The 24,866-nt window shown below is 61.0% G+C and carries 23 protein-coding genes; 12 read left to right on the top strand and 11 right to left on the bottom strand.

Features of this window, described 5'->3' with window-relative positions; translation table 11 throughout:
- Positions 1-28: 28 nt before the first annotated feature.
- From msrQ to J7E36_RS11370, 6 genes are all read right to left on the bottom strand, one after another.
- Positions 29-649, bottom strand: coding sequence for a protein-methionine-sulfoxide reductase heme-binding subunit MsrQ (gene msrQ, locus J7E36_RS11395; RefSeq protein WP_215002855.1), 621 nt, complete (start codon positions 647-649; stop codon positions 29-31).
- Positions 649-1,662, bottom strand: a complete 1,014-nt coding sequence (gene msrP / locus J7E36_RS11390; protein WP_215002852.1) for a protein-methionine-sulfoxide reductase catalytic subunit MsrP — start codon at positions 1,660-1,662, stop codon at positions 649-651. The genes msrQ and msrP overlap by 1 nt, the downstream gene beginning before the upstream one ends.
- A 75-nt stretch (positions 1,663-1,737) precedes the next feature.
- On the bottom strand, positions 1,738-2,583 hold the full coding sequence (gene pssA, locus J7E36_RS11385; RefSeq protein ID WP_215002850.1) for a CDP-diacylglycerol--serine O-phosphatidyltransferase: 846 nt from the start codon (positions 2,581-2,583) through the stop codon (positions 1,738-1,740).
- 144 nt (positions 2,584-2,727) lie between these two features.
- Positions 2,728-3,744, bottom strand: a complete 1,017-nt coding sequence (gene ilvC / locus J7E36_RS11380) for a ketol-acid reductoisomerase (protein WP_024779611.1) — start codon at positions 3,742-3,744, stop codon at positions 2,728-2,730.
- A gap of 45 nt (positions 3,745-3,789) precedes the next feature.
- Complete coding sequence (gene ilvN / locus J7E36_RS11375; protein ID WP_003205610.1) at positions 3,790-4,281, bottom strand: acetolactate synthase small subunit; 492 nt, start codon at positions 4,279-4,281, stop codon at positions 3,790-3,792.
- Between the two features lie 2 nt (positions 4,282-4,283).
- Entirely contained in the window at positions 4,284-6,008 is a 1,725-nt protein-coding gene (locus J7E36_RS11370; protein WP_215002848.1) for an acetolactate synthase 3 large subunit, read from the bottom strand.
- Positions 6,009-6,408: 400 nt separating this feature from the next.
- On the opposite strand from J7E36_RS11370, the gene J7E36_RS11365 reads away from it, so the two are divergent.
- Positions 6,409-6,834 carry a DUF4124 domain-containing protein gene (locus J7E36_RS11365; RefSeq protein WP_435304169.1) on the top strand — a complete coding sequence of 142 codons (426 nt, stop codon included), beginning with the start codon at positions 6,409-6,411 and terminating at the stop codon, positions 6,832-6,834.
- A 6-nt stretch (positions 6,835-6,840) separates the two neighbouring features.
- Here the strand turns inward: J7E36_RS11365 and J7E36_RS11360 are convergent, their stop codons facing one another.
- Genes J7E36_RS11360 through mrcB form a run of 3 tightly spaced genes read right to left on the bottom strand, consistent with a single transcriptional unit; the run spans position 6,841 to position 10,224 of the window.
- Positions 6,841-7,170 (bottom strand): YqcC family protein, encoded by a 330-nt coding sequence (locus J7E36_RS11360; RefSeq protein WP_215002846.1) that lies wholly within the window; start codon positions 7,168-7,170, stop codon positions 6,841-6,843.
- Positions 7,170-7,889 carry a hypothetical protein gene (locus tag J7E36_RS11355; RefSeq protein ID WP_215002843.1) on the bottom strand — a complete coding sequence of 240 codons (720 nt, stop codon included), beginning with the start codon at positions 7,887-7,889 and terminating at the stop codon, positions 7,170-7,172. Before J7E36_RS11355 ends, J7E36_RS11360 begins: the two co-directional genes overlap by 1 nt.
- A 16-nt stretch (positions 7,890-7,905) precedes the next feature.
- Positions 7,906-10,224 (bottom strand): penicillin-binding protein 1B, encoded by a 2,319-nt coding sequence (mrcB, locus tag J7E36_RS11350; protein ID WP_215002841.1) that lies wholly within the window; start codon positions 10,222-10,224, stop codon positions 7,906-7,908.
- A gap of 116 nt (positions 10,225-10,340) precedes the next feature.
- On the opposite strand from mrcB, the gene J7E36_RS11345 reads away from it, so the two are divergent.
- The 4 genes from J7E36_RS11345 to J7E36_RS11330 all read left to right on the top strand — a co-directional run bounded on the left by J7E36_RS11345 (position 10,341) and on the right by J7E36_RS11330 (position 13,559).
- Positions 10,341-11,897 (top strand): AAA family ATPase, encoded by a 1,557-nt coding sequence (locus tag J7E36_RS11345; protein ID WP_215002839.1) that lies wholly within the window; start codon positions 10,341-10,343, stop codon positions 11,895-11,897.
- A 91-nt stretch (positions 11,898-11,988) separates the two neighbouring features.
- Complete coding sequence (locus J7E36_RS11340; RefSeq protein WP_215002837.1) at positions 11,989-12,330, top strand: pentapeptide repeat-containing protein; 342 nt, start codon at positions 11,989-11,991, stop codon at positions 12,328-12,330.
- 291 nt (positions 12,331-12,621) lie between these two features.
- Positions 12,622-12,894 carry a TfoX/Sxy family protein gene (locus tag J7E36_RS11335; RefSeq protein ID WP_215002835.1) on the top strand — a complete coding sequence of 91 codons (273 nt, stop codon included), beginning with the start codon at positions 12,622-12,624 and terminating at the stop codon, positions 12,892-12,894.
- Between the two features lie 347 nt (positions 12,895-13,241).
- Positions 13,242-13,559, top strand: coding sequence for a Rieske (2Fe-2S) protein (locus J7E36_RS11330; protein WP_215002833.1), 318 nt, complete (start codon positions 13,242-13,244; stop codon positions 13,557-13,559).
- Here J7E36_RS11330 and sfsA read toward each other — a convergent pair.
- Complete coding sequence (gene sfsA, locus J7E36_RS11325; protein WP_215002831.1) at positions 13,515-14,270, bottom strand: DNA/RNA nuclease SfsA; 756 nt, start codon at positions 14,268-14,270, stop codon at positions 13,515-13,517. The two genes, J7E36_RS11330 and sfsA, sit on opposite strands and share 45 nt — an antisense overlap.
- The gene (locus J7E36_RS11320) at positions 14,270-15,442 is read right to left on the bottom strand and encodes a pyridoxal phosphate-dependent aminotransferase (protein ID WP_215002828.1); all 1,173 of its coding nucleotides are present in this window, start codon (positions 15,440-15,442) and stop codon (positions 14,270-14,272) included. Before J7E36_RS11320 ends, sfsA begins: the two co-directional genes overlap by 1 nt.
- A 349-nt stretch (positions 15,443-15,791) precedes the next feature.
- Here J7E36_RS11320 and dksA point away from each other — a divergent pair, with 349 nt between their 5' ends.
- From dksA to folK, 7 genes are all read left to right on the top strand, one after another.
- A complete protein-coding gene (dksA, locus tag J7E36_RS11315) occupies positions 15,792-16,235 on the top strand; it encodes an RNA polymerase-binding protein DksA (protein WP_003205639.1) in 444 nt (147 codons plus the stop codon).
- A gap of 216 nt (positions 16,236-16,451) precedes the next feature.
- Positions 16,452-17,342: a tRNA glutamyl-Q(34) synthetase GluQRS gene (gene gluQRS, locus J7E36_RS11310; RefSeq protein ID WP_215002826.1), complete on the top strand. Its 891-nt coding sequence runs from the start codon at positions 16,452-16,454 to the stop codon at positions 17,340-17,342.
- Positions 17,343-17,420: 78 nt separating this feature from the next.
- Entirely contained in the window at positions 17,421-17,597 is a 177-nt protein-coding gene (locus J7E36_RS11305) for a hypothetical protein (protein WP_003176118.1), read from the top strand.
- Positions 17,581-20,535 carry a sensor histidine kinase gene (locus tag J7E36_RS11300; RefSeq protein ID WP_215002824.1) on the top strand — a complete coding sequence of 985 codons (2,955 nt, stop codon included), beginning with the start codon at positions 17,581-17,583 and terminating at the stop codon, positions 20,533-20,535. The genes J7E36_RS11305 and J7E36_RS11300 overlap by 17 nt, the downstream gene beginning before the upstream one ends.
- Positions 20,536-20,557: 22 nt before the next feature.
- Positions 20,558-21,988 carry a sigma-54-dependent transcriptional regulator gene (locus tag J7E36_RS11295; protein ID WP_215002822.1) on the top strand — a complete coding sequence of 477 codons (1,431 nt, stop codon included), beginning with the start codon at positions 20,558-20,560 and terminating at the stop codon, positions 21,986-21,988.
- 806 nt (positions 21,989-22,794) lie between these two features.
- A complete protein-coding gene (locus J7E36_RS11290; RefSeq protein WP_215002820.1) occupies positions 22,795-24,195 on the top strand; it encodes a polynucleotide adenylyltransferase PcnB in 1,401 nt (466 codons plus the stop codon).
- A gap of 3 nt (positions 24,196-24,198) precedes the next feature.
- Positions 24,199-24,684 carry a 2-amino-4-hydroxy-6-hydroxymethyldihydropteridine diphosphokinase gene (gene folK / locus J7E36_RS11285; protein ID WP_215002818.1) on the top strand — a complete coding sequence of 162 codons (486 nt, stop codon included), beginning with the start codon at positions 24,199-24,201 and terminating at the stop codon, positions 24,682-24,684.
- Positions 24,685-24,866 lie beyond the last annotated feature (182 nt).

Raw genomic sequence — 24,866 nt, 5'->3', positions numbered from 1 at the left:
ACGTCTGGAATTTGCCGTCAAGGATTAATTAAGCTTTTGTTGCAGAAGGCACCTTACGGCCCGGCAAGCGCGGTATGCGCCGTGTAATCGGCGGCACCCTGAGCAGCAACAGTACGCCCCCTATAAAGGCATAGATCGACCATTCCTTCAGATCCGCCCGCACAATCCACAGCATGTGCAACAACCCAAGCCCGAGTATCAGATAAACGAGGCGATGCAGTTTTTTCCAGCGAACACCCAGTCGCCGCTGGCTGTAGCGGTTGGACGTCACTGCCAGGGCCAGCAAACCAAGGAAGCCCAGCACCCCGACAATAATGTAAGGCCGCTTGCTCAGCTCAACCCCCAATTGCGACCAATCGAAACCCAGGATGAACGCCGTATAGCCACTCAGGTGCAGCGCCACGTAAGTGAAGCACCACAACCCCAGTTGGCGCCTGACCGCAATCCACCCCGCCCAGCCGGTCAACTTCTGCAGCGGCGTCATGCTCAAGGTGATCAACAGCAGGATCAGCGTCCCCAACCCGAGCCTGTCCACCAGCACCTTGCCCGGGTCAGGGCCCAGCGAATTCATCAAGGCCTCATACAGCCACAATAATGGCAAGACCGCCGACGCGAGGAAGACGCCGGCCCGCCACAATGGAAAACGCATCAGTAGTCCTTCCTCAAATCCATCCCGGCATATAAAGAAGCGACCTCATCCTGATAGCCGTTGAACATCAGCGTATCGCGAACATTGGGACTGAACAGACCACTCGGCAACCGACGCTCATGGGCCTGGGTCCAGCGTGGATGATCGACCGTCGGATTGACGTTGGCATAAAAGCCGTATTCATCAGCCGCAATACTTTGCCATGTCGTCTTCGGCTGCTCGCTGACCAGACTGATTCGCACAATGGACTTCACACTTTTGAAACCGTACTTCCACGGCACCACCAACCGCAACGGCGCACCGTTCTGGTTGGGCAGTTCACGGCCATACATGCCTACCGCCAGGATTGCCAACGGATTCATCGCCTCATCCAGCCGCAAACCTTCTACATACGGCCAGTCGATCAGCGCAAAGCCGGAGCGCTGGCCCGGCATGACCTTGGGGTCCTGCAAGGTCTCGAAGCGGATATATTTGGCTTTGGAGGTGGGCTCGACCTGCTTGAGCAGTGCAGAGATGGGAAAGCCGATCCACGGGATGACCATCGACCAGGCCTCGACACAACGCAGTCGGTAGATCCGCTCCTCCAGTTGATACGGCTTCATGAAGTCTTCCAGCCCATAGCGCCCCGGCTTGCCCACCTCGCCATCCACTACCACGCTCCAAGGTTCGGTTTTCAAGGTACCGGCATTGGCTGCCGGGTCCCCCTTGTCGGTTCCGAACTCATAGAAGTTGTTGTAATGGGTGGCGTCCTTGAACGGCGTGATCGGCTCATTCTTGACCGTCACCGCGCCCCATTGGGTAGACGGCAACTTTTCGGCAAACCAGGACGGCGCCTTTCCAGGCTCCACGTCGGCATAGCGTGCCGCATCGGCAGCGCTCGCCCAGCGTGGCAAGCTGCTCACGGCAAGACCGGCCATGGACGCACCGAGCATCTGGCGACGGGATAGATAGAAGGATTCGGGCGTGACGTCCGATTCACGGCAGTCAGACGACTTGGGGATCTTGATCAGCATGACGACTCCGCAGCATTGGAGGGCAGATGCACCAATAGACTGCGGAGTATGGGGGAAATTACATTAAGGCAACGTTTAGTGTCGGCGAAGACGCAGCAAATATTGCACCGGTCCGGAAGCGGCGTAGGCAAGGAACACCAGCAACAGAATCCGCGGCGGATCACTGAAGACCACGGCGAACACCAGCACCACCGCCAGTATCGCAACGAATGGCACGCGCCCTTTCAGGTCCAGCTCCTTGAAGCTGTTGTACTTGATGTTGCTGACCATCAGCATTCCGGCGGCCGCGACCAGCAGCGCCACCAGGAACGACATTTTCGAACCCTGGATGCCGTAATCACTGAATGCCCACACGACACCCGCGACCACACCCGCAGCGGCCGGGCTGGCGAGGCCGATGAAGTAACGTTTGTCAGCCTTGCCGACCTGCGTGTTGAACCGCGCGAGGCGCAACGCCGCGCCCGACACATAGATGAAGGCGACCATCCAGCCGACCTTGCCCATATCCCCCAGCGCCCAACCGAACGCCAGCAAGGCCGGGGCCACGCCGAAAGCGACCATGTCGGACAGGGAATCGTACTCGGCGCCGAACGCACTCTGGGTGTTGGTCATGCGGGCCACGCGCCCGTCCAGGCCATCGAGCACCATCGCAACAAAGATCGCGATCGCGGCGAACGCGAAGTAACGGCTCGCTCCCGCGCTATCGCCGGCACTCGATGCGGCCTGGGCGCTCATGGAACTGATGATGGAGTAGAAACCGGCGAACAGGTTCGCGGTGGTGAACAGGTTTGGCAGCAGATAGATGCCACGATGCCGGACCTTACGGCCTTCAGCGTCATGGCCTTCTTCGATGTGCTCATCGATGGGCAGCCGGCTTTCGGCGTCAGGAGCCTGGCTTGGCTCGTCGGGACGTTCGCTCATGGACAATACCTTGCAACGGTGTGAAAAAATTCGACAGGCGTCTGGGACGACGGTTCGGCCGCAAACGATGCAGCTTTATACCAGAAGCGGTCACCCAAACGAAAAAACGCGGCCGAGGCCGCGTTTTCTGAACAAGCTCGCGACTTAGTTCTTGGCTTTGTCGACGATCTTGTTGGCGCTGATCCACGGCATCATCGAGCGCAATTGCTCGCCGATGATTTCAATACCGTGTGCAGCGTTGTTGCGACGCTTGGCGGTCATCGAAGGATAGCCGGTAGCACCTTCGCTGATGAACATCTTGGCGTATTCGCCGTCCTGAATACGTTTCAGGGCGTTGCGCATGGCCTGACGGGACTCGGCGTTGATCACTTCCGGGCCCGTTACGTACTCGCCGTACTCGGCGTTGTTGGAGATCGAGTAGTTCATGTTGGCGATACCGCCTTCGTACATGAGGTCAACGATCAGCTTCAGTTCGTGCAGGCACTCGAAGTAAGCCATTTCTGGCGCGTAGCCCGCCTCAACCAGGGTTTCGAAACCGGCTTTGACCAGTTCGACAGTACCGCCGCACAGAACAGCTTGCTCGCCGAACAGGTCGGTTTCGGTCTCGTCCTTGAAGGTGGTTTCGATGATGCCGGTACGACCGCCACCCACGCCAGCCGCGTAGGACAGGGCCACATTCTTGGCGTTGCCCGAAGCGTCCTGGTAGATCGCGATCAGGTCAGGGATACCGCCGCCCTTGACGAACTCGGAACGTACGGTGTGGCCCGGGGCCTTCGGCGCGATCATGATCACGTCGAGGTCAGCGCGCGGCACGACCTGGTTGTAGTGGATGGAGAAGCCGTGGGAGAAGGCCAGGGTTGCGCCTTTCTTGATATTCGGTTCGATTTCGTCGCGGTACAGCGCACCCTGGAATTCGTCCGGGGTCAGGATCATGACCAGGTCGGCAGCGGCAACAGCGGAAGCCACGTCAGCCACTTTCAGGCCGTGGGCCTCGGCCTTGGCAACGGTGGCCGAGCCTTTACGCAGGCCGACAGTCACGTCAACGCCGGAGTCTTTCAGGTTGCACGCCTGGGCGTGACCCTGGGAACCGTAACCAATGATGGCGACTTTCTTGCCCTGGATGATCGACAGGTCGCAGTCTTTATCGTAGAAAACTTTCATGAATTTCCTCTCTATCCGGCCGTTCAGGCCATTCGCTAATTTGGTTTAGATGCTCAGTACTTTGTCGCCACGGGCAATCCCGGTGACGCCACTGCGTACGGTTTCCAGAATCGAGGCAGTGCCGATCGATTGAATGAAGCTGTCGAGCTTGTCGCTGGTACCGGTCAATTGAACGGTATAGACGCTGGCGCTGACATCGACGATCTGCCCACGATAAATATCGGTAGTGCGTTTGATCTCGGCGCGCTGGGCCCCGGTGGCCTTGACCTTGACCAGCATCAGTTCGCGCTCGATGTGAGCACTTTCCGACAGATCCACCAGCTTGACCACCTCGATCAGCTTGTTCAGGTTCTTGGTGATCTGCTCGATGATTTCATCGTGCCCGACAGTGGTCAGCGTCAGACGCGACAGGGTCGGGTCTTCCGTGGGGGCCACGGTCAGGCTTTCGATGTTGTAGTTGCGCTGCGAGAACAGGCCCACAACACGAGACAGCGCACCCGGTTCGTTTTCCAGAAGCAGGGAAATAATATGTCGCATGATTAGGTACGCTCCGTCTTGCTCAGCCACATATCGCGCATGGAGCCGTCTTTGATCTGCATCGGATAGACGTGCTCGCTGGTGTCGACCGAAATATCGATGACCACCAGGCGATCCTTCATGGCGAACGCCTCCTCCATCTTCGTCTTCAAATCTTTCGATTCGGTGATGCGCACGCCGACGTGACCATAGGCCTCCGCCAGCTTGACGAAATCAGGCAGCGATTCCATGTAGGAGTGCGAGTGACGGCTGCCGTAGCTCATGTCCTGCCACTGGCGAACCATGCCCAGCACGCCGTTGTTCAGGATGACGATCTTCACCGGCAAACCGTATTGCAGGCAGGTAGACAGTTCCTGGATGTTCATCTGGATGCTGCCCTCGCCGGTGACGCAGGCCACGTCGGCATCCGGAAAGCTCAACTTGATGCCCATGGCCGCCGGGAAACCGAAGCCCATGGTGCCCAGGCCACCGGAGTTGATCCAGCGGTTGGGCTTGTTGAACGTGTAGTACTGCGCAGCGAACATCTGGTGCTGGCCCACATCGGAGGTCACAAAGGCATCGCCCTTGGTCACTTCGCAGAGGGTTTCGATCACAGTCTGCGGTTTGATCACGCTGCCGTCGCCCTTGTCGTAAGGGAACAAGCCGCGATCGCCGCGCCATTCATCAACCTGCTTCCACCAACTGGCCACCGACTCCTTGTTTGGCGCCGCGCCGATTTCCTTGAGGATGGCGACCATTTCGGTCAGCACGCTCTCGACAGGACCCACGATCGGCACGTCTGCCTTGATGGTCTTGGAGATGGACGCCGGATCGATGTCGATGTGGATGATCTTGGCGTTCGGGCAGAACTTCGCCGGACCATTGATCACACGGTCGTCGAAACGCGCGCCGACCGCCAGGATCACGTCGGCATGGTGCATCGCCAGGTTGGCGGTGTAGCTGCCGTGCATGCCGAGCATGCCAATGAACTGACGGTCGGTGCCCGGGTACGCGCCCAGGCCCATCAGGGTATTGGTCACCGGCAGGTTGAGCATTTTCGCCAGTTCGGTCAGCGGCGCGGAGCCGCCACCGAGGATCACGCCACCACCCGAATACAGCACCGGGCGCTTGGCCGCCAGGAGCATTTCGGCTGCCTTGCGGATTTGCCCGGAGTGACCGCGTACGGCCGGGCTGTAGGAACGCAGCTTGGCTTTCTTCGGAAAAACGTATTCGAATTTCTCGGCCGGGTTGGTCATGTCCTTGGGAACATCGACCACGACCGGGCCAGGGCGACCGGATTCGGCCAGGTAGAAAGCCTTCTTCATGACTTCCGGGATTTCCGACGCGTGCTTGATCATGAAGCTGTGCTTCACGATCGGCCGGGAGATACCGATCATGTCGGTTTCCTGGAACGCATCGGTACCGACCATGGTGCTGGGCACCTGGCCGGAGATGATCACCATCGGAATGGAGTCCATGTACGCGGTGGCGATACCGGTGATGGCGTTCGTGGCGCCAGGACCGGACGTCACCAGGACCACGCCGGCCTTGCCGGTGGCGCGGGCATAGCCGTCAGCCATGTGAGTCGCCGCCTGCTCGTGACGAACCAGGATGTGGGTCACTTCCGGTTCTTTGAACAGGGCATCATAGACATGAAGAAGAGCACCACCCGGGTACCCGTAGATATATTTGACGCCTTCGTCACGCAAAAAGCGGACGAGCATCTCACCGCCAGATAAAAGCTCCACGTTGTTCACCTCTAAAACGCCAGAATACCGACCCCCGAAAGGGGACGGGTCTTAATAGGTTTACTTCTCGGCAGAGCATGAGCGACGGTGGTCGCCGACTACGTCAGCACTGACTGAGCAAGTATTGGGATCGTCCCAAGTGTTGCGGGCCTTTCCCACCCAGCGCGAGGTAACGCGTTGCGGGTGTAACAGGTCGGCGCGGATGTGCGCCTCATGATCTGCCGAGTGGGCCTGCTTCTGGCAGTCCCTCTACAGCGGACTTTGGATTCTTCTGTTTCGTCCTCTGCAAGTCAAGTCGTCAATGTGTTTTATTCGAAGTAAGCGCATGAGAACGCAAGAAAAAACCTTTAAACGACAACTGTGTTAGCTTCAATTGCGCAACCTACGACAAGGAAACAGCATGCGAATGTTCTTCTTGACGGCCAGCCTGCTGGTTGGCCTGAGCCCGATGTCCATGGCTGGTCAGGTCTATAAATGGGTGGATGCCCAGGGCGTTACCCACTTCGGCGCCCAACCGCCCGAAGGCGCGGAGGCCGCAACCGTGATCAAGTCAGCCCCGCCCGCCCCTGCCAAGCCACCAGCGCCACCGCCCGGCGGAGTCGTTGGCGATCAGAAAGCGATCGATCAGAAGGTCAGGAAACAGGTCGCCGATCAGGAGGCCGAGCTCAAGGCGTTCTGCGAACAGGCCCGAACCAACCTCGCGCAGTTGCAGAACAACCCGAGGGTACGCGAAGACGTGGAAGGGGAAATGCGCCGCCTCAACGATGAACAGCGAAGCCAGCGGATCAACGAGACCCGCAAGCAGATCGAGGAAAACTGCCAGTGATGACGATCAGGCGGCGCTGCTGATCAACTGATCGAACTGCGACAGCAGACGCTGCAACTCGACGCCCTGCCCCGGTCGCTGGGCATAGACCATCTCCGCCATGGCCAGGATGCCGGAGGCGTTGGGCAGCGGCAGGTCGTTTTCCAGGATGGACTTCATCCGCGGCAGGAAAATCCATTGCAGCCACTGCTCGAAGTCCAGGGTGTCGACCGCGAAAGGCTCGACACTGGCCAGCGCTTCAGCCGATGGCGAGTGGTCGCTCCACCAACCCTGGACCCGCAGCTCCCGCTCGATCAGCAGCAACTGATCGGCGATTTGAGGAAAGCGCGTATCCATCAGAGCGAAACCTTGGCCTTCTGACGGGCCAGGGCCGCGCCAGCTGAATCACCTTGTTTCTCACGAGCCTGGGCGATCAACTCCCACAGGCTGGCCTGAAGGGCCGGACGACCACTGGTGAACGTCAAGCCGCGACGGGCAAGTTGCTCGGCTTGCGGCGCATCGCCCTGGGCCATGCGCACCTGGGCCAGGCGATAAAGCACCTGCGGTTCGCGCGGTGCCACACGCTGGGCACGCTCCAGGCTGGAAGATGCACCGTTGAGATCGCCCCCGGCCTGCTGCTGTTGCGCAGTGGTCAACAGCGCCAGCACCGGGCCGTCCAGTTGTTCATCAGCGGACAAGCCACCGGAACTGGCCGGCGGAATGCTGCTCGGCGCCGATGGCATGCTGTAGCTGCTCTGATCGACCGGCGAGGTATCGACAGGTCCCGGCGTGATGGGGCCCGGCGTAATCGGCGTGCTGCTGATCGGGGCCGAGGTCGTGGCGCCACCACCAGGAATCATCACGACGACACCGGAGTCGCCCTGGGGAATTGCCTGGGCCTGGCCCTGTACAGGGCGCTTCACCGTCGTCTGACGGAAACCGCCATTGGCCGAGACTCGCTCGCTGTTGGAAACAGCGGTGCCGGAATCGACGACCGGAATCGAACCGCGCTGAACGCTGGAGCAACCACTGAGCAAAGCCACGGCTGTTACCGCTGGAATCAACCACTTGTTCACTTGAAACCCTCTTTGCTTAATTCATCCAGTCCTTGACCCAATCCATCACCGATTCGGCGGGATTCTGGCCACCACAGGCTGCACCGGGTGGCGGCTCGCTGCCGCGAATATACGGCATCTGCACGGCACCCGGGCAATTGGCATCGGAACCTTGTCCGGTGCGCGGGTCGACCCAAGCCTGGACGATATTGTCCGGCTGCGGCATGTCCAGCGGCAACGGGTCGGCCTTGCGCATGAAACTGGTCCAGACCTGCAGTGCGCCGGTAGCACCCGTGAACGGCGTCTTGCCGTTGTCATCACGGCCGAGCCAGACCACGGCCAGCAGATCCTGGCTGAAACCGGCGAACCAGCTGTCACGCGAGTCGTTACTGGTACCGGTCTTGCCCGCCAGGGTCAGGGTCCGGGGCAGTACGTTATAGACAGAGCTGCCAGTGCCTTCGCGCATGACCCGCTGCATTGCACTCTGGATCAGGTAAATGGAGGCGGGGTCGAAACGTTGCTGGATCTGGAACGGATAACGCTTGAGCGGTTCGCCATCGGCAGTGAGCACGCTGCGGATCCCACGCATCGGCGTATTGAAGCCGCCGTTGGCCAGGGTCTGGTACATCGCTGCCACTTCAATCGGGGCAAGGCCACCGGCCCCCAACAGCATTGACGGGAAGGCCGGCAGTTCGCGACTGACGCCCAGGCGCGCCACGGTCTTGAGTACGTTCGGCACGCCGACTTCCAGCCCCAGGCGGGCCGTTGACAGGTTGTAGGAATGCGCCAGGCCCTGATACAGGAACACCGTACCGTGGGAACGACGGTCGTAGTTCTGCGGTTTCCAGACCTGACCGTCCGCGCCCTTGACCGAGAACGCCTCGTCCGACAGCCAACTGGTCAGCGTGTACTGGCTGGGTTTTTCCAAGGCAGTGAGGTACACCGCCGGCTTGATCAGCGAGCCGATCGGGCGGACCGCATCCAACGCCCGGTTGAAACCGGCGAAACTGGCCTGGCGGCTGCCGATCATCGCCTGGACTTCGCCGGTTTCCGGGTTGGTCACCACCATGGCGGCTTCAACTTCATCGGCGCCTTTGCGGGCGCCTAGCCGCTTGAAGGTGTCCTCGACCGAGGCCTCGGCCTTCATCTGCAGGATCGGGTCGAAGCTGGTGAAGATCCGCAGGCCTTCTTCGGTCAAGTCTTCGTCGCGATAGTCTTCACGCAACTGGCGCTTGACAAGGTCCATGAAACCGGGGAACGAGCTGTCCGCCAGGCTGCCGCGCTGGGTCACGCCCAGTGGCATTTTCTTCGCCGCCTCGACTTGCTCGGCCGTTGCCACGCCTTGTTGTTGCAAGAGATCGAGCACCAGGTTGCGCCGCTCAAGGGCACGCTCCGGATTGCGACGCGGGTTGTAGGAGGATGGCCCCTTGACCATGCCCACCAGCAACGCCACTTGATGCAACTTCAGCTCGGACAGCGGCTGGCTGAAGAAGAACTGGCTGGCAAGGCCGAAGCCGTGTACCGCGCGCTGTCCATCCTGGCCGATAAAGACCTCGTTGAGGTACGCCTCCAGGATCTCCTGCTTGTCGTAATGCAGCTCCAACAGCAGCGCCATCATGGCTTCGGTGAGCTTGCGGGTGAGGCTGCGCTCGTTGGTCAGGTAGAAGTTCTTGACCAATTGCTGGGTCAAGGTACTGCCACCCTGGCGCATATGGCCCGAGGAGGTATTGACCCAGACGGCCCGGGCGATCGACTTGGGCGAAACACCAAAGTGATGATAGAAGTCGCGGTCTTCAACGGTGATCAGCGTGTCGAGCAGGAACGGAGGTACCTGATCGATCTTGATCAGGATCCGGTCTTCGAGGTTCTTGGGGTACAGGCCGCCGATCAACAGCGGTTCGAGGCGCACCACCGACAGGCTGGCGTTGTTGGCACCGGTCAGCGCCGCCACGTAGTCGCCGGAAAAACGCACCCGCACCGGTTGCGCCTGCTCCATGCCTTCATAAAACTGGAAGCCGCGGGTATTGAGGTCGACGGTATTGCCGTTGACCGAGGCCGCGCCCGGGCCATTGGCCACGCTTTCGCGGCGATAGCCCAAGGCGTCCAGCTCGGTCAGGAAGTCATCGCGGCTGAGCTTCTGTCCGACGAACAGTTCCAATGGCCGTGCGTAGACCTTGGCGGGAATGGTCCAGCGCTTGCCGGAGAACTTCTCCTGCACCACGGCATCGAGGTAAACCGCGAAACCGGCGAGCACGACGAGGCCGACCAGACTGAGTTTAAGGGCCCAGCCCAGCCACGGCCGCAGGCGGCTGGCGGGTGGTTTCTTGGGGGTTCGGGGGGATCGAGTACGAGTCATGGCGGCGGATTATACGCACTTTGCTGCGGTTCAACATGAGGCCAACGAGGTTTGCGTTAGCCTCGCTTGCCGCCATAATGACCGCCTTGAATTTTCCAGACTCTGAAGGACCGCCCGTGAGCCAATCCCTGATCGCTGCCCTGCAAAACCCGGCCCTCTACCCCCATCCCGTCGAAGGGTTCCAGGTCATCGAAACGCACATTTCCTGGGTATTGCTCACCGGACCCTACGCCTACAAATTCAAAAAGCCGGTCAATTTCGGCTTCCTCGATTTCACCGACCTTCAAGCACGCAAGCATTTCTGTGGCGAAGAGCTACGCCTTAACCAGCGCCTGACCCAGGACCTGTACCTGGAAGTGCTGCCGGTGACCGGCAGCGCTGAGGCGCCGCAATTGGGTGGTGACGGTCCGGCCATCGAATACGCCCTGAAGATGCGCCAGTTCCCGCAGAGCCAACTGCTGAGCACGCTGCAAGCCAACGGCGAACTGACCACCGCGCACATCGACGAAATGGCCGCGCAGATCGCCCAGTTCCACCTCTCCACGCCCAAGGTCCCGGCCGAAAACGTCGCCGGCAACCCGGACAGCGTGATGGCCCCGGTACGCCAGAACTTCGAGCAGATCCGCCCATTTCTCAGCGACAAGGCGGACCTGCTGCAACTCGAGGCCTTGCAAGCCTGGGCCGAGAGCAGCTTCGAACGCCTCAAGCCGCTCTTCACCCAGCGCAAGGCCGAAGGCTTCATCCGCGAATGCCACGGCGATATCCACCTGGGCAACGCCACTGTGATCGACGGCAAAGTGGTGATATTCGACTGCATCGAGTTCAACGAGCCGTTCCGGTTCACCGACGTCTACGGCGACACCGCGTTCCTGGCGATGGACCTGGAAGACCGTGGCCTCAAGTCGTTGGCGCGGCGTTTCGTCAGCCAGTACCTGGAACTGACCGGTGACTACCGCGGACTGGAACTGCTGAACTTCTATAAAGCCTACCGCGCACTGGTCCGCGCCAAGATTGCCCTGTTCAGCATGCCCGCCGAAGCCGATCCGGTGCAGCGCGCCACCACCCTGCGCCAATACCGCAACTACGCCAACCTGGCCGAAAGCTACAGCACCATTCCGTCATGCTTCCTGGCCATCACCCACGGTGTTTCGGCCGTTGGCAAGAGCCACGTCGCAATGCGCCTGGTCGAGGCGTTGGGCGCCATTCGCCTGCGCTCGGACGTAGAGCGCAAGCGCCTGTTCGGTGAGCAGCAAGTGCCCAACGATCCACAGGCCGGCATTTACAGCAGCGATGCCAGCAACGCCACCTACAGCCGCCTGCATGAAATTGCCGACGCCATTTTGCGCGCCGGCTTCCCGGTGGTGATCGACGCCACTTACCTCAAGCGTGACCAGCGTGACGCCGCCGCGAAAATCGCCGAGGCCACCGGCGCGCCGTTTCTGATCCTTGACTGCAACGCGCCGCAAGCGGTCATCGAAAGCTGGCTGGCGTTGCGTCAGGCCGACCAGAACGACCCTTCCGACGCGAACCTGGCCGTTATCGCCGCACAACAGGCCAATCGTGAAGCCCTCACGCCGGCGGAAATCCTCTGCAGCAAACGGGTGCAAACCAACGAAAGCGGCACGCTCGACGTTGTGGTGGCGCAGATTCGCCAGCGCCTGCCTGGCCTGTAGAGAACTATTTGGGCCGTGAAGCGACGCCCGGCTTCACGGCCATCAAGTAGTGGCACTATACTGGCGCCATAAAACCAACAGGTGATGTGACATGAGTCTTCCCAAGCTTCTCAGTACCCCGCTGTACGCCTTGCTGCGTAAAGACGACATCGCCGGCTTCAACAGCGAGCGCCCGCAAGGTCCCGTCGACATGCGCGGCGGCGATTTCCGTGGCCTGGACCTGCGGGAACTGAACGCAGACGACGTGGATTTCACCGACGCCTACTTTCGCTCCGCCGATCTGCGCGGCATCGATTTCCGCAAGGCGTCACTGGAAGGTGCGAGCCTGGCCCACGCGCAGATATCCGGCGCGTACTTCCCGCCCGAACTGTCTGCGGACGAGATCCTGATGTCGATGAACTTCGGCACCCGGCTGCGCTACCGTACCCGTTGATGAAAGCGCCGCGCCTGGTTGAACAGAGGCAACTGCGCTGACGCCTTCGCGAGCAGGCTCGCTCCCACAGGGGCTGCGGGTAGGTATTTGATCGTTAGCTCAGACCGAACCGATCACCAGCGCCCCCGCCTGCGCTGGACGATGCCCCTCGCTGCGCCTTTCCTCCCATCGTGCGTAATGCATTAGAAGCTTTCGCGACTAATCTCACCAAAGAATCACGCTTTTCCTACTGACCGCTACACTGCTCAAAAGCTTGCCCATTGCACCAGTCGGCCGTCGCAAGGAGGCTCGATGAATGATGAACTGCAACACCTGAAGAATCTGGGCAAGACATCAGCCCAGTGGCTGCACGCCGTGGGCATCCACAGTGCCTCGGATCTGCGCCGACTTGGCGCGGTGGACGCCTATCGCGCCGTACGCACGCGCGGCTTCCGGGCTTCCAAAGTCTTGCTGTATGCAATAGAAGGCGCATTGATGGATGTGCACTGGAATGACATTCCCGCCGAACGCAAAGAAGCTTTGAATAAACAGCTGGACGCTATTTCCACGCGCCACAAATCCTGACGCCCCCCTGTTTCCGATGCGCAACGTCGCTCAGGTTATTTTGGCGAACCGCAAAACAATGTTTGACATGGTAATGAGAATCGCTATGATTACCACATCCGGTCGCGAGACTGGTCGATATTTGAACAGCCCTTGGTTCGGACTCTCAGATATCTCCTCATCAGGCTAATCACGGTTATTTGACCCGGCTTTTGCCGGGTCTTTTTTTGTCTGGAGGAAACCAAATGGGGCGTGGCATCGTCAGGCCGGATATCCTCGACCAGCGCTTTCATATGACGGTCAGGCCTGCCCCTGTGGAAGCGAGCTCGCTCCCACAGGGATTTCATTCAACATAAGACGAGACGCCTATGAAATTTTTGTGCGCCAACGCCGAACTGCCCGACAACAACAGTCGCGGTTTCGACATTGACGGCCGCAAGGTGCTGGCCGTGCGTCGCGCGGGCCAGGTCTACGTGTATGTCAACCGTTGCCCGCACCGCGGCGTGCCGCTGGAATGGCAACCGGACCAGTTTCTCGACCCCAGCGCCAGCCTTATCCAGTGTGCCACCCACGGCGCACTGTTCCTGATCGAAAACGGCGAATGTGTGGCCGGTCCTTGTGCCGGACAATTCCTCGTGACGCTAGACAGCCGGGAGGACGTGCAAGGTATCTGGGTCAACGTGTAACGGCTCGAGCAACACTGGCAAAGCTCGGTCCACCCACATCTGCTCGGGCGTCAGCGTGACCCCGTAGGCCAGCACCTCCACACCTGCCACTACCGCTTCACGCAGCGCCGCCGCGTACACCGGGTCGATTTCGTGTGCCGGGCGCACCGCTTCGATGCCGCTCAGGTTCACACAATACAGCTGCACCGCCCGTACACCTTCCCGGGCCAGGCAGGCCAGCTCCCGCAGGTGCTTGGCCCCGCGCTGGGTCACCGCATCGGGGAACGCCGCCACGTGGGTGCCATCGAAACCCAGCGTGACACTTTTGACTTCGACCCAGGCCGAGCCATGAGGGTAATCGAGCCGAAAATCGATACGGCTGTTTTCCTGACCATAAGCCACTTCACGCTTGAGCCCAATGAACCCGTTGAGTTCGCTGATCACCCCGGCACGTAGGGCTTCTTCGATCAAGGCGTTAGCCCGTGCCGTATTGATGCAGGCAAGCCGGCCCTGAGGGGTTTCGCCGATTTCCCAGGTGCCTGGCAGTTTGCGCTTGGGATCGCTGGAGCGGCTGAACCAGACGCGCGCGCCTTCGGCCATGCAATTGAGCATTGAGCCGGTGTTCGGGCAGTGAATGGTGAGCAGTTCGCCCTGAACGGTCTCGATGTCCGCAAGAAAACGCTTGTAGCGACGGATCAGGCGGCCTTCTTCCAACGCTGGAGAAAAACGCATCAGGCTTGCCAGCTGCGCAGGCCACGTTCGATTCGCGTTACCGCTTCCTGCAGTCGCGGCAGGCTCTGGGTGTAGGCGAAGCGTACATGGTGGCCAGCCTGATGGCGGCCAAAATCCAGACCCGGGGTAAAGGCCACGTGCTCGGTTTCAAGAAAGTGCTGGCAGAACGCAAACGCGTCGCCACCGAAGGCACTGATGTCGGCATAGAGGTAAAACGCCCCTTCCGGCTCCACGGCAATCCCGAAGCCCAGCGCCCGCAAGGCTGGCAGCAAGAAGTCGCGGCGCAGCGCGAACTCGGCTCGACGCTGCTCGAAGATCTCGATGGTGGCCGGCTCGAAGCATGCCAGGGCCGCGTATTGGGCCATGCTCGGCGCGCTGATGTAGAGGTTCTGTGCAAGCTTTTCCAATTCGCTGACGGCCGCCGACGGTGCCACCAGCCAACCCAGCCGCCAACCGGTCATGCCGAAATACTTTGAGAAACTGTTCAGGACAAAAGCATCGTCGTCGACTTCCAGCACGCTGGCGGCGTCGGTGCCGTAGGTCAGGCCATGGTAGATTTCATCCACCACCAGATGGCCGTTGTGCCCCTTGATGGCCTTGGACAGCCCCGCCAACTCGTCCCGGGTCAGGATCGTCCCGGTCGGATTGGCCGGCGATGCCACCAGCGCACCAACGCTGTCTTGGTCCCAGTAACGGTTCACCAGGTCGGGCGTCAGTTGATAGCGCACGTCCGGGCCCACCGGCACCAATTGCGCCGCGCCTTCCACCAGCCGCAGGAAGTGGCGGTTGCACGGGTAGCCCGGGTCGGCCAGCAACCAATGCTTGCCAGGGTCTACCAGCAAGGCACTGGCCAGCAGCAACGCGCCGGAGCCGCCAGGTGTCACCAGGATGCGTCGCGGATCAATCGCCACCCCATAGCGTTGCCCATAAAAACCGGCGATGGCTTCGCGCAGCTCGGGTATGCCACGGGCCGCGGTGTAACGGGTCTTGCCCGCCGCCAGCGCCGCCTGGCCAGCCTGGATGATCGGCTCGGCGGTGGTGAAGTCCGGCTCGCCGATCTCCAGGTGGATGACGTCGTGTCCCGCCGCCTGCAGTTCGTTGGCACGGGCCAGCAGCGCCATCACATGGAAAGGTTCGATGGCGCGGCTGCGCGCACTGTAGGGCTGAGCCATTAGCCTTCCTTCAACATAAAAAGAACCGATTCTACCCACTCTCTGGCCAAGTCAGGAACAACTGGGGAACGAGCGCGAACCGGAAGCGGTCTGAGGCCATGGATTGCAGGAAATGACTCCGGCGATTGGCCCAGGCTTGACTAGAATCAAGCATTGAGCAGGATTACATCCGCACCGAAGCGAAACCGACCATGTTCCACGGAGCCCCGCCCGCCGCAGGCTCGACAACCGGGAGTAGCGCGGCCCGATTCGATCTGGTAAGTTCGCCCGCTTGCAGCCGCAGGGCCGGCAGGTGTCGGTGATGGAGCAATCCTGCGTAGTGGATTACAAGAGTAGAGGCGGTCCATTCATGCCCACCCAAGCAAAGCAGAATCAAAATCAGTCGCTCAGCGGGTTTGAGCCGTACGTCCCGCAAGCCGGCGAAGAGTACATGGGTGCCCCCATGCGCGCGCACTTCACCAAGATCCTGAACAAGTGGAAACAGGACTTGATGCAGGAAGTCGACCGCACCGTGGATCACATGAAAGACGAAGCGGCCAACTTCCCCGACCCGGCCGACCGTGCCAGTCAGGAAGAGGAATTCAGCCTCGAACTGCGCGCCCGTGACCGTGAGCGCAAGCTCATCAAGAAAATCGACAAGACCTTGCAACTGATCGAAGACGAAGAATACGGTTGGTGCGAGTCCTGTGGCATCGAGATCGGCATCCGCCGCCTGGAAGCCCGACCGACCGCCGACCTGTGCATCGACTGCAAGACCCTGGCGGAAATCAAGGAAAAACAGGTCGGCAAGTAGTTGCCTGGACTGTCATGAAAACGGAGCGTTCATACGCTCCGTTTTTTGTTTCTGAAAATATCTGCCCCATCTGGAACTGACACTCCATCTGTGGGAGCGGGCTTGCTCGCGAAGGCGATAAAAGACTCAACATTCATGTCACTGACACACCGCTTTCGCGAGCAAGCCCGCTCCCACAGATATGCATCCATCGGACTAGCCCAGTAACATTCCTCCATGCCTGCCAATCCCTCCTACATCGGCCGTTTCGCCCCCACCCCCAGCGGCCACCTGCATTTCGGCTCGCTGGTCGCCGCGCTGGCGTCGTACCTGGACGCCCGGGCCGCGGGTGGGCGCTGGTTGTTGCGCATGGAAGACCTCGACCCGCCCCGGGAGGAACCGGGCGCGCAAGCGGCAATCCTGCAGGCACTGGAAAGCTACGGGTTTGAATGGGACGGCGCGATGGTTCGCCAGAGCGAACGCCATGAGGCCTACCAGCACGTCATCACCCGGCTGTTCAGCCAGGGCCTGGCGTATGCCTGCACCTGCTCGCGCAAACAATTGGAGGCGTATCACGGCATTTACCCAGGCCTTTGCCGCAATGCCGGGCACGACGCCGAAGACGCCGCCATCCGCGTGCGGGTCCCGGAACTTGCGTACAACTTCACCGACCGGGTCCAGGGCGAGTTCCGCCAGCACCTGGGCCGCGAAGCGGGCGACTTCGTGATTCGCCGTCGTGACGGGCTCTACGCCTATCAACTGGCCGTGGTGCTGGACGACGCCTGGCAAGGAGTGACCGATATCGTGCGCGGTGCCGACCTGCTGGATTCGACGCCGCGCCAGTTGTACCTGCAAGAACTGCTCGGGCTGCCCCAACCGCGCTACCTGCATGTGCCATTGATCACCCAGCCCGACGGGCACAAACTGGGTAAATCCTACCGTTCACCGCCGCTGGCGGCCGATCAGGCCGCGCCGCTGCTGTTGCGGGCACTGCGCGCGCTGGGCCAGCACGCGGGGCCCGAACTGGCCGACGCCAGCCCACGGGAGCTGCTGGCCTGGGGCATTCGCCACTGGGACGCGGCGCGTATCCCGCGCACACTGAGCCTGCCGGAAGCGCAAATCCGTTGACGGCCCTTGCAGCTTGGCGCCCATCCGTTACCATCGCCGCACGTTTTCGGGCACGCGTATCCCTATAGAGAGGCCGGGATGTACATCTATCGCTTGGTCCTGCTCCTGGTAGTGGGGATTTATCTGTTCTCCCCGGCCATCATGGATTGGTGGATCGATGCCACGGGGGCCTGGTATCGGCCGTATCTGCTCTGGCTGATCCTGATTGTCGTGACCTTCATCCTGCAGAGCCAAAAAGATGCCGATGAGCTTTAGCCTGACCCAGATGATCCTGATCAGCGCCGCCTACCTGGCGGTGCTGTTCAGCGTGGCCTGGGTCAGCGAACGGGGCATGATCCCCCGGGCGATCATCCGCCACCCGCTGACCTACACCCTGTCGCTGGGTGTCTACGCCAGTGCCTGGGCGTTTTACGGCACGGTCGGGCTGGCCTACCAGTACGGCTACGGCTTCCTGTCCAGTTACCTCGGGGTGTCGGGGGCGTTCCTGCTGGCACCGGTGTTGCTCTACCCGATCCTGAAGATTACCCGCACCTACCAGTTGTCGTCGCTGGCCGACCTGTTCGCCTTCCGCTTTCGCAGCACCTGGGCCGGCGCGCTGACCACAATCTTCATGCTGATCGGGGTCTTGCCGTTGCTGGCCCTGCAAATCCAGGCCGTGGCCGACTCCATCAGCATTCTCACCGGCGAACCGGTGCAGCACCGGGTAGCGTTGAGCTTCTGCGGGCTGATCATCCTGTTCACGATTTTCTTCGGTTCCCGGCACATCGCCACCCGCGAAAAGCACGAAGGCCTGGTGTTCGCGATTGCCTTCGAATCGGTGATCAAGCTGATCGCCATCGGCGGTGTCGGCCTCTATGCGTTGTACGGCGTGTTCGACGGCCCGCAGCAACTGGAAGTCTGGCTGTTGCAGAACCAGACCGCCCTCGCCGCCCTGCACACCCCGCTGCAGGAAGGCCCGTGGCGCACGCTGCTGCTGGTGTTCTTCGCCTCGGCGATCGTCATGCCGCACATGTACCACATGACGTTTACCGAAAACCTCAACCCGCGTTCGTTGGTCAGCGCGAGTTGGGGACTGCCGCTGTTCCTACTGCTGATGAGCCTGGCGGTGCCGTTGATCCTGTGGGCCGGATTGAAGCTGGGGGCCAGCACCAATCCGGAGTATTTCACCCTGGGCATCGGCATTGCGGCCAACAGCAAGGCTCTGGCCCTGCTGGCCTACGTCGGCGGCCTGTCGGCGGCCAGCGGCCTGATCATCGTCACCACGCTGGCGTTGTCGGGGATGGCCCTCAACCACCTGGTGCTGCCGCTCTACCAGCCGCCAGCTGAAGGCAATATCTACCGCTGGTTGAAATGGACCCGTCGCGCACTGATTGTGGCGATCATCATGGCCGGCTACGGCTTCTACCTGATGCTCGGTGACGGTCAGGACCTGGCCAACCTGGGCATTGTTGCCTTCGTGGCCACCTTGCAGTTCCTGCCTGGCGTACTGTCGGTGCTGTACTGGCCGACCGCCAACCGCCGCGGTTTCATCGCCGGCCTGCTGGCGGGGATCCTGGTGTGGCTGGTCGCCATGCTGTTGCCGCTGATGGGCAACCTGCAGGGCTTCTATATTCCGTTGCTGAACATGATCTACGTGCTCGACGACACCAGTTGGCACATGGCGGCCATCGCCTCGCTGGCGGCGAACGTGTTGATGTTCACCCTGATCTCATTGTTCACCAACGCCAGCAGCGAAGAGGCCAGCGCCGCCGAAGCCTGCGCCGTGGACAATGTCCGGCGCCCGCAACGCCGTGAGCTGCACGCCGCCTCGCCCCAGGAGTTCGCCACGCAACTGGCCAAGCCCCTCGGCGCCAAGGCCGCGCAGAAGGAAGTCGAACAGGCTTTGCGCGACCTTTACCTGCCCTTCGACGAGCGCCGCCCGTATGCCTTGCGTCGCCTGCGCGACCGGATCGAAGCCAACCTGTCCGGGCTGATGGGTCCCAGCGTAGCCCAGGACATGGTCGAGACGTTCCTGCCCTACAAGGCCGGCGGCGAGAACTATGTCACTGAAGACATCCATTTCATTGAAAGCCGCCTCGAGGACTACCACTCGCGCCTCACCGGCCTGGCCGCCGAGCTGGACGCCTTGCGCCGTTACCATCGCCAGACCTTGCAGGAACTGCCGATGGGCGTCTGCTCCCTGGCCAAGGACCAGGAGATCCTGATGTGGAACAAGGCTATGGAAGAGCTGACGGGGATCGCCGCCCAGCGCGTGGTCGGTTCCCGGCTGAGCACCCTGGGCGAGCCGTGGAAAGGCTTGTTGCAAGGTTTCATCGACCTGCCCGACGAGCACTTGCACAAACAGCACCTGGCCCTCGACGGGCAGACCCGCTGGCTGAACCTGCACAAAGCGGCGATCGACGAACCGCTCGCGCCCGGTAACAGCGGCCTGGTGTTGCTGGTGGAGGACCTGACCGACACCCAGATGCTCGAAGACAAGCTGGTCCACTCGGAGCGGTTGGCAAGCATTGGTCGGCTGGCAGCCGGGGTGGCCCACGAAATCGGCAACCCGATTACCGGTATCGCCTGCCTGGCGCAGAACCTGCGCGAAGAGCGCGAGGACGACAACGAGCTGACGGAAATCAGCGGCCAGATCCTTGAACAGACCAAACGGGTGTCGCGCATCGTCCAGTCGCTGATGAGCTTCGCCCACGCCGGCGGTCATCAGCACAATGATGAAGCCGTCTGTCTGGCCGAAGTGGCCCAGGATGCCATTGGTCTGCTGGCGCTTAACCGACGCAATTTCGAAGTGCAATTCTTCAACCTGTGCGATCCGGATCACTGGGTCGACGGCGATCCCCAGCGACTCGCCCAGGTGTTGATCAACCTGCTGACCAACGCGCGCGACGCCACACCGGCCGGCAGCGCGGTGCGGGTCAAGAGCGAAGCCAACGAACACACGATCGACCTGATCGTCGAAGACGAGGGCAGCGGTATCCCACAGAACATCATGGACCGATTGTTCGAACCTTTCTTCACCACCAAGGATCCTGGCGAAGGCACCGGTCTGGGCCTCGCACTGGTCTATTCCATCGTTGAAGAGCATTATGGACAAATCACCATCGACAGCCCGGCCGATGTACAAAGCCAACGCGGCACCCGTATCCGGGTAACCTTGCCGCGTCATGTCGAAGCGACGTCCGCTGTGAACTGAGACCGTCGAGAGAGTCGAATCAATGCCGCACATTTTGATCGTCGAAGACGAAACCATTATCCGCTCCGCCTTGCGCCGCCTGCTGGAACGCAACCAGTACCAGGTCAGCGAAGCCGGTTCCGTGCAGGAAGCACAAGAGCGTTTCAGCATTCCCACGTTTGACCTGATCGTCAGCGACCTGCGCCTGCCCGGCGCGCCAGGCACCGAGCTGATCAAGCTCGGCCAGGGCACACCAGTGCTGATCATGACCAGTTACGCCAGCCTGCGCTCTGCGGTGGACTCCATGAAAATGGGCGCAGTGGACTACATTGCCAAGCCGTTCGACCATGACGAGATGCTCCAGGCCGTGGCCCGCATCCTGCGTGACCGGCAGGCGGCGGCGAACAATCCCGCGGAACCTGCCGGCAAGGCCAGCGCCGCGGTAAAGGGCGGCGTCAGCAACAACAATGGCGAGATCGGCATCATCGGTTCCTGTCCGCCCATGCAGGACCTGTACGGCAAGATCCGCAAAGTCGCGCCAACCGACTCCAACGTCCTGATCCAGGGCGAGTCCGGCACCGGCAAGGAACTGGTCGCCCGCGCCCTGCACAACCTGTCTCGCCGCGCCAAGGCACCGATGATCTCGGTAAACTGCGCGGCGATTCCGGAAAGCCTGATCGAATCGGAACTGTTCGGCCACGAGAAAGGCGCGTTCACCGGCGCCAGCGCCGGGCGTGCTGGCCTGGTGGAGGCTGCGGACGGTGGCACGTTGTTCCTCGATGAAATCGGCGAGCTGCCCCTGGAAGCCCAGGCGCGGTTGCTGCGGGTGCTCCAGGAAGGCGAAATCCGCCGGGTCGGCTCGGTGCAGTCACAGAAAGTCGATGTGCGCCTGATCGCGGCCACTCACCGTGACCTCAAGAGCCTGGCAAAGATCGGCCAGTTCCGTGAAGACCTGTATTACCGCCTGCACGTGATCGCCTTGAAACTGCCGGCCCTGCGCGAGCGTGGCGCCGACGTCAATGAGATTGCCCAGGCCTTCCTCGCTCGCCAGAGCGCGCGGGTCAATCGTACCGACCTCAAGTTCGCCCCGGACGCCGAACAGGCCATTCGTCATTACGCTTGGCCGGGTAACGTTCGGGAACTGGAGAACGCCGTCGAGCGCGCGGTGATTCTGTGCGAGAGCCCGGAAATTTCCGCCGACCTGCTGGGTATCGACATCGAACTGAGTGATCTGGACGACGAGTTCATCGGCTTGGCCCCGCAGCATGGCGGTGCCGCGAACAACACCAGCCATGAGCCGACCGAAGACTTGTCCCTGGAGGACTACTTCCAGCATTTCGTCCTGGAGCATCAGGACCATATGACCGAGACCGAACTGGCCCGCAAGCTGGGCGTGAGCCGCAAGTGCCTGTGGGAACGCCGCCAGCGCCTGGGTATACCACGGCGCAAGACCGGCGTGGCCAGTGAAAGCTGAGATTGTTGTGGGAGCGAGCCTGCTCGCGATGGCGCCGGATCAGTCACACCTGCGGTGACGGGCACATCGCTATCGCGAGCAGGCTCGCCCCCACAGGGTTATCGGGCGTAACGAAATGAATGTGAAAAAACTGTTACCTCAGTCTTTTCACGTAACAAAAGCCGGGGTTTACGGTAACGAAACCCCGGCTTTTTTTCGCCTCGGAAAAATGGCTATAACCATAGAACGCCCGGTTTCGCTGGGCCTCGCAAAAGTTGGCACGCACCCTGCTATAGCTCCGGTACAAGAACAATAACAAGCAATGCAAAAGACAATAAAAATAAGACGAATCGACTCACGCACAATAAAAACAAGACGGCGAGAGGCGCAGCTAACTGATTCTTTTGGAGAGGCGTTGTATTTGGGGCTTGCCCCACAACCAGGCCGAGAACAATAAAACTGTCTCAAGACAGGCGCCTGAACTGGTTGGATCGATCGATCACTGCAACACAGCGACCAAAGCAATCCGTTTGCTCTTGACTCCCGATTGGGAGGGTCACGAAGGGAAACCCCGTGACGCGGGCACTCAACAAAAACAAGAAGCCCGAAATCAATAATAAAAATAGAGCACGCAACTAATTCTGGGGGAGCTTCGGCTCCCCTTGTGGTTTCTGGCGTTCAGGTCCCCTGCCTACAAGGCCTGCCGCTTAAAGCTTGCAGCTCAAACTGCTGCGTCCTACACCATCCCTCGACTAAATGCTAGAATCCCCGCCCATCATGCGGTCATTCTTCGTTTTGGCCGAACATTCCTTCAAACAGTGCATCCCATGCTGAAGAAGCTGTTCCAGTCATTCCGTTCTCCCTTGCGTCGTACGCAACACATTCGCAGCACGCCTGAAGTGCTCAACAGCGGCCAGCATTCATTGCAAAAGGCCCAGTTCAGCCGTTATGCGGTGAACATTGTCGAACGCCTGCAGAACGCCGGCTACCAGGCGTACCTGGTCGGCGGCTGCGTGCGCGACATGCTGCTCAACATCACCCCCAAGGATTTCGACGTCGCCACCAGCGCCACGCCGGAACAGGTGCGGGCCGAATTTCGTAACGCACGGATCATTGGCCGGCGCTTCAAGCTGGTCCATATCCACTTCGGTCGCGAAATCATCGAAGTGGCAACGTTCCGCGCCAACCACCCGCAAAACGATGAAGAGGAAGACAGCAACCAGTCTTCCCGCAACGAGAGCGGGCGCATCCTGCGCGACAACGTCTACGGCACCCTTGAGGAAGACGCGCAACGCCGCGACTTCACCATCAACGCCCTGTATTACGATCCGGTCAGCGAGCGCATCCTCGATTACGCCAATGGCGTACACGACATCCGCAATCACCTGATCCGGTTGATCGGCGATCCCAAGCAGCGTTACCAGGAAGACCCGGTACGAATGCTGCGGGCCGTGCGCTTCGCCGCCAAGCTGAACTTTGGCATCGAAAAACACAGCGCCGCGCCGATTCGCGAACTGGCGCCGATGCTGCGGGAAATTCCCTCGGCACGGCTGTTCGAGGAAGTGCTCAAGCTGTTCCTGTCGGGCTACGCCGCCGACACCTTCGAGATGTTGGTGGACCTGCAGTTGTTCGATCCGCTGTTCCCGGCCAGTGCCGAGGCGCTGGAGCACAACCCGACTTACACCCACACGCTGATCAGCGAAGCCCTGGTCAACACCGACCTGCGCATCAAGCAGAACAAACCGGTGACCCCGGCGTTTCTGTTCGCCGCCCTGCTCTGGCCTGCCCTGCCGGCCCGGGTGCTGCGCCTGCAAGACCGTGGCATGCCACCGATCCCGGCGATGCAGGAAGCTGCCCACGAATTGATCGCCGAACAGTGCCAGCGCATCGCGATTCCAAAACGCTTCACAATGCCGATCCGCGAGATCTGGGACATGCAGGAGCGCCTGCCGCGGCGCAGCGGCAAACGCGCCGACCTGCTGCTGGACAACCCGCGGTTCCGCGCCGGCTACGACTTCCTGCTGCTACGCGAAAGCGCTGGCGAGCAGACCGATGGCCTCGGCGAATGGTGGACCGATTACCAGGACGCCAACGACAGCGAACGCCGCGAGATGATTCGCGAGCTCAGCGGCAAGGATGACGGCGCCAGCGGTCCCCGCAAGCGGCGTCGCAGCAGTGGCGGCGCCAAGCGTAAGCGTGCCGGGGCTTCGAGCGAGTCGGGCGAGTAATTGATGGAGCGCGTCTACGTCGGCATGGGCAGCAACCTGGCCGAACCTGCCGCGCAATTGCGCTGCGCTATCCAGGCGCTGGCGCAGTTGCCCGATACACGATTGGCGGGCGTCTCGGCGTTCTATCAAAGCGACTCGCTGCTGCCGGGACAGCCGCGCTACACCAATGCGGTGGCGGCGCTGGACAGTCATCTGGCACCGCTGGAGCTGCTCGATGCATTGCAAGCCATCGAAACCGGCCAGGGTCGCGAACGCCTCGAACGCTGGGGCCCACGGACTCTGGACCTGGACATCCTGCTGTTCGGCGATCGCCTGATCGACGAGCCTCGGCTCAAGGTCCCCCACTACCACATGCAGGTCCGGGCGTTTGTCCTGTATCCATTGGCCGAACTCGCCCCCGCCGAGCTGCGCCTGCCCGACGGGCGCCTGCTCAAGGACCTGCTGGCGGCGTGTCCGTTTGCGGGTCTGGAACGCTTACCGACCAACTGACACAAACCCCACCCTGTAGGGGCGGCGCCTGTGGGAGCAAAGCTTGCTCGCGATAGCGGTTTTACATTCAACAGAGATGTCGACTGCCAGACCGCCTTCGCGAGCAAGCCCGCTCCAAAGTGGGCCTTCAGCTGATGCAACCTCTGTTTGCACACAAATCTCCTGTGGGAGCAACTGTCTTG

It is taken from the genome of Pseudomonas fluorescens (genome assembly GCF_018614775.1).
GTDB classification, from domain to species: domain Bacteria; phylum Pseudomonadota; class Gammaproteobacteria; order Pseudomonadales; family Pseudomonadaceae; genus Aquipseudomonas; species Aquipseudomonas fluorescens_BY.
This window is presented reverse-complemented; position numbering and strand designations above follow the sequence as displayed.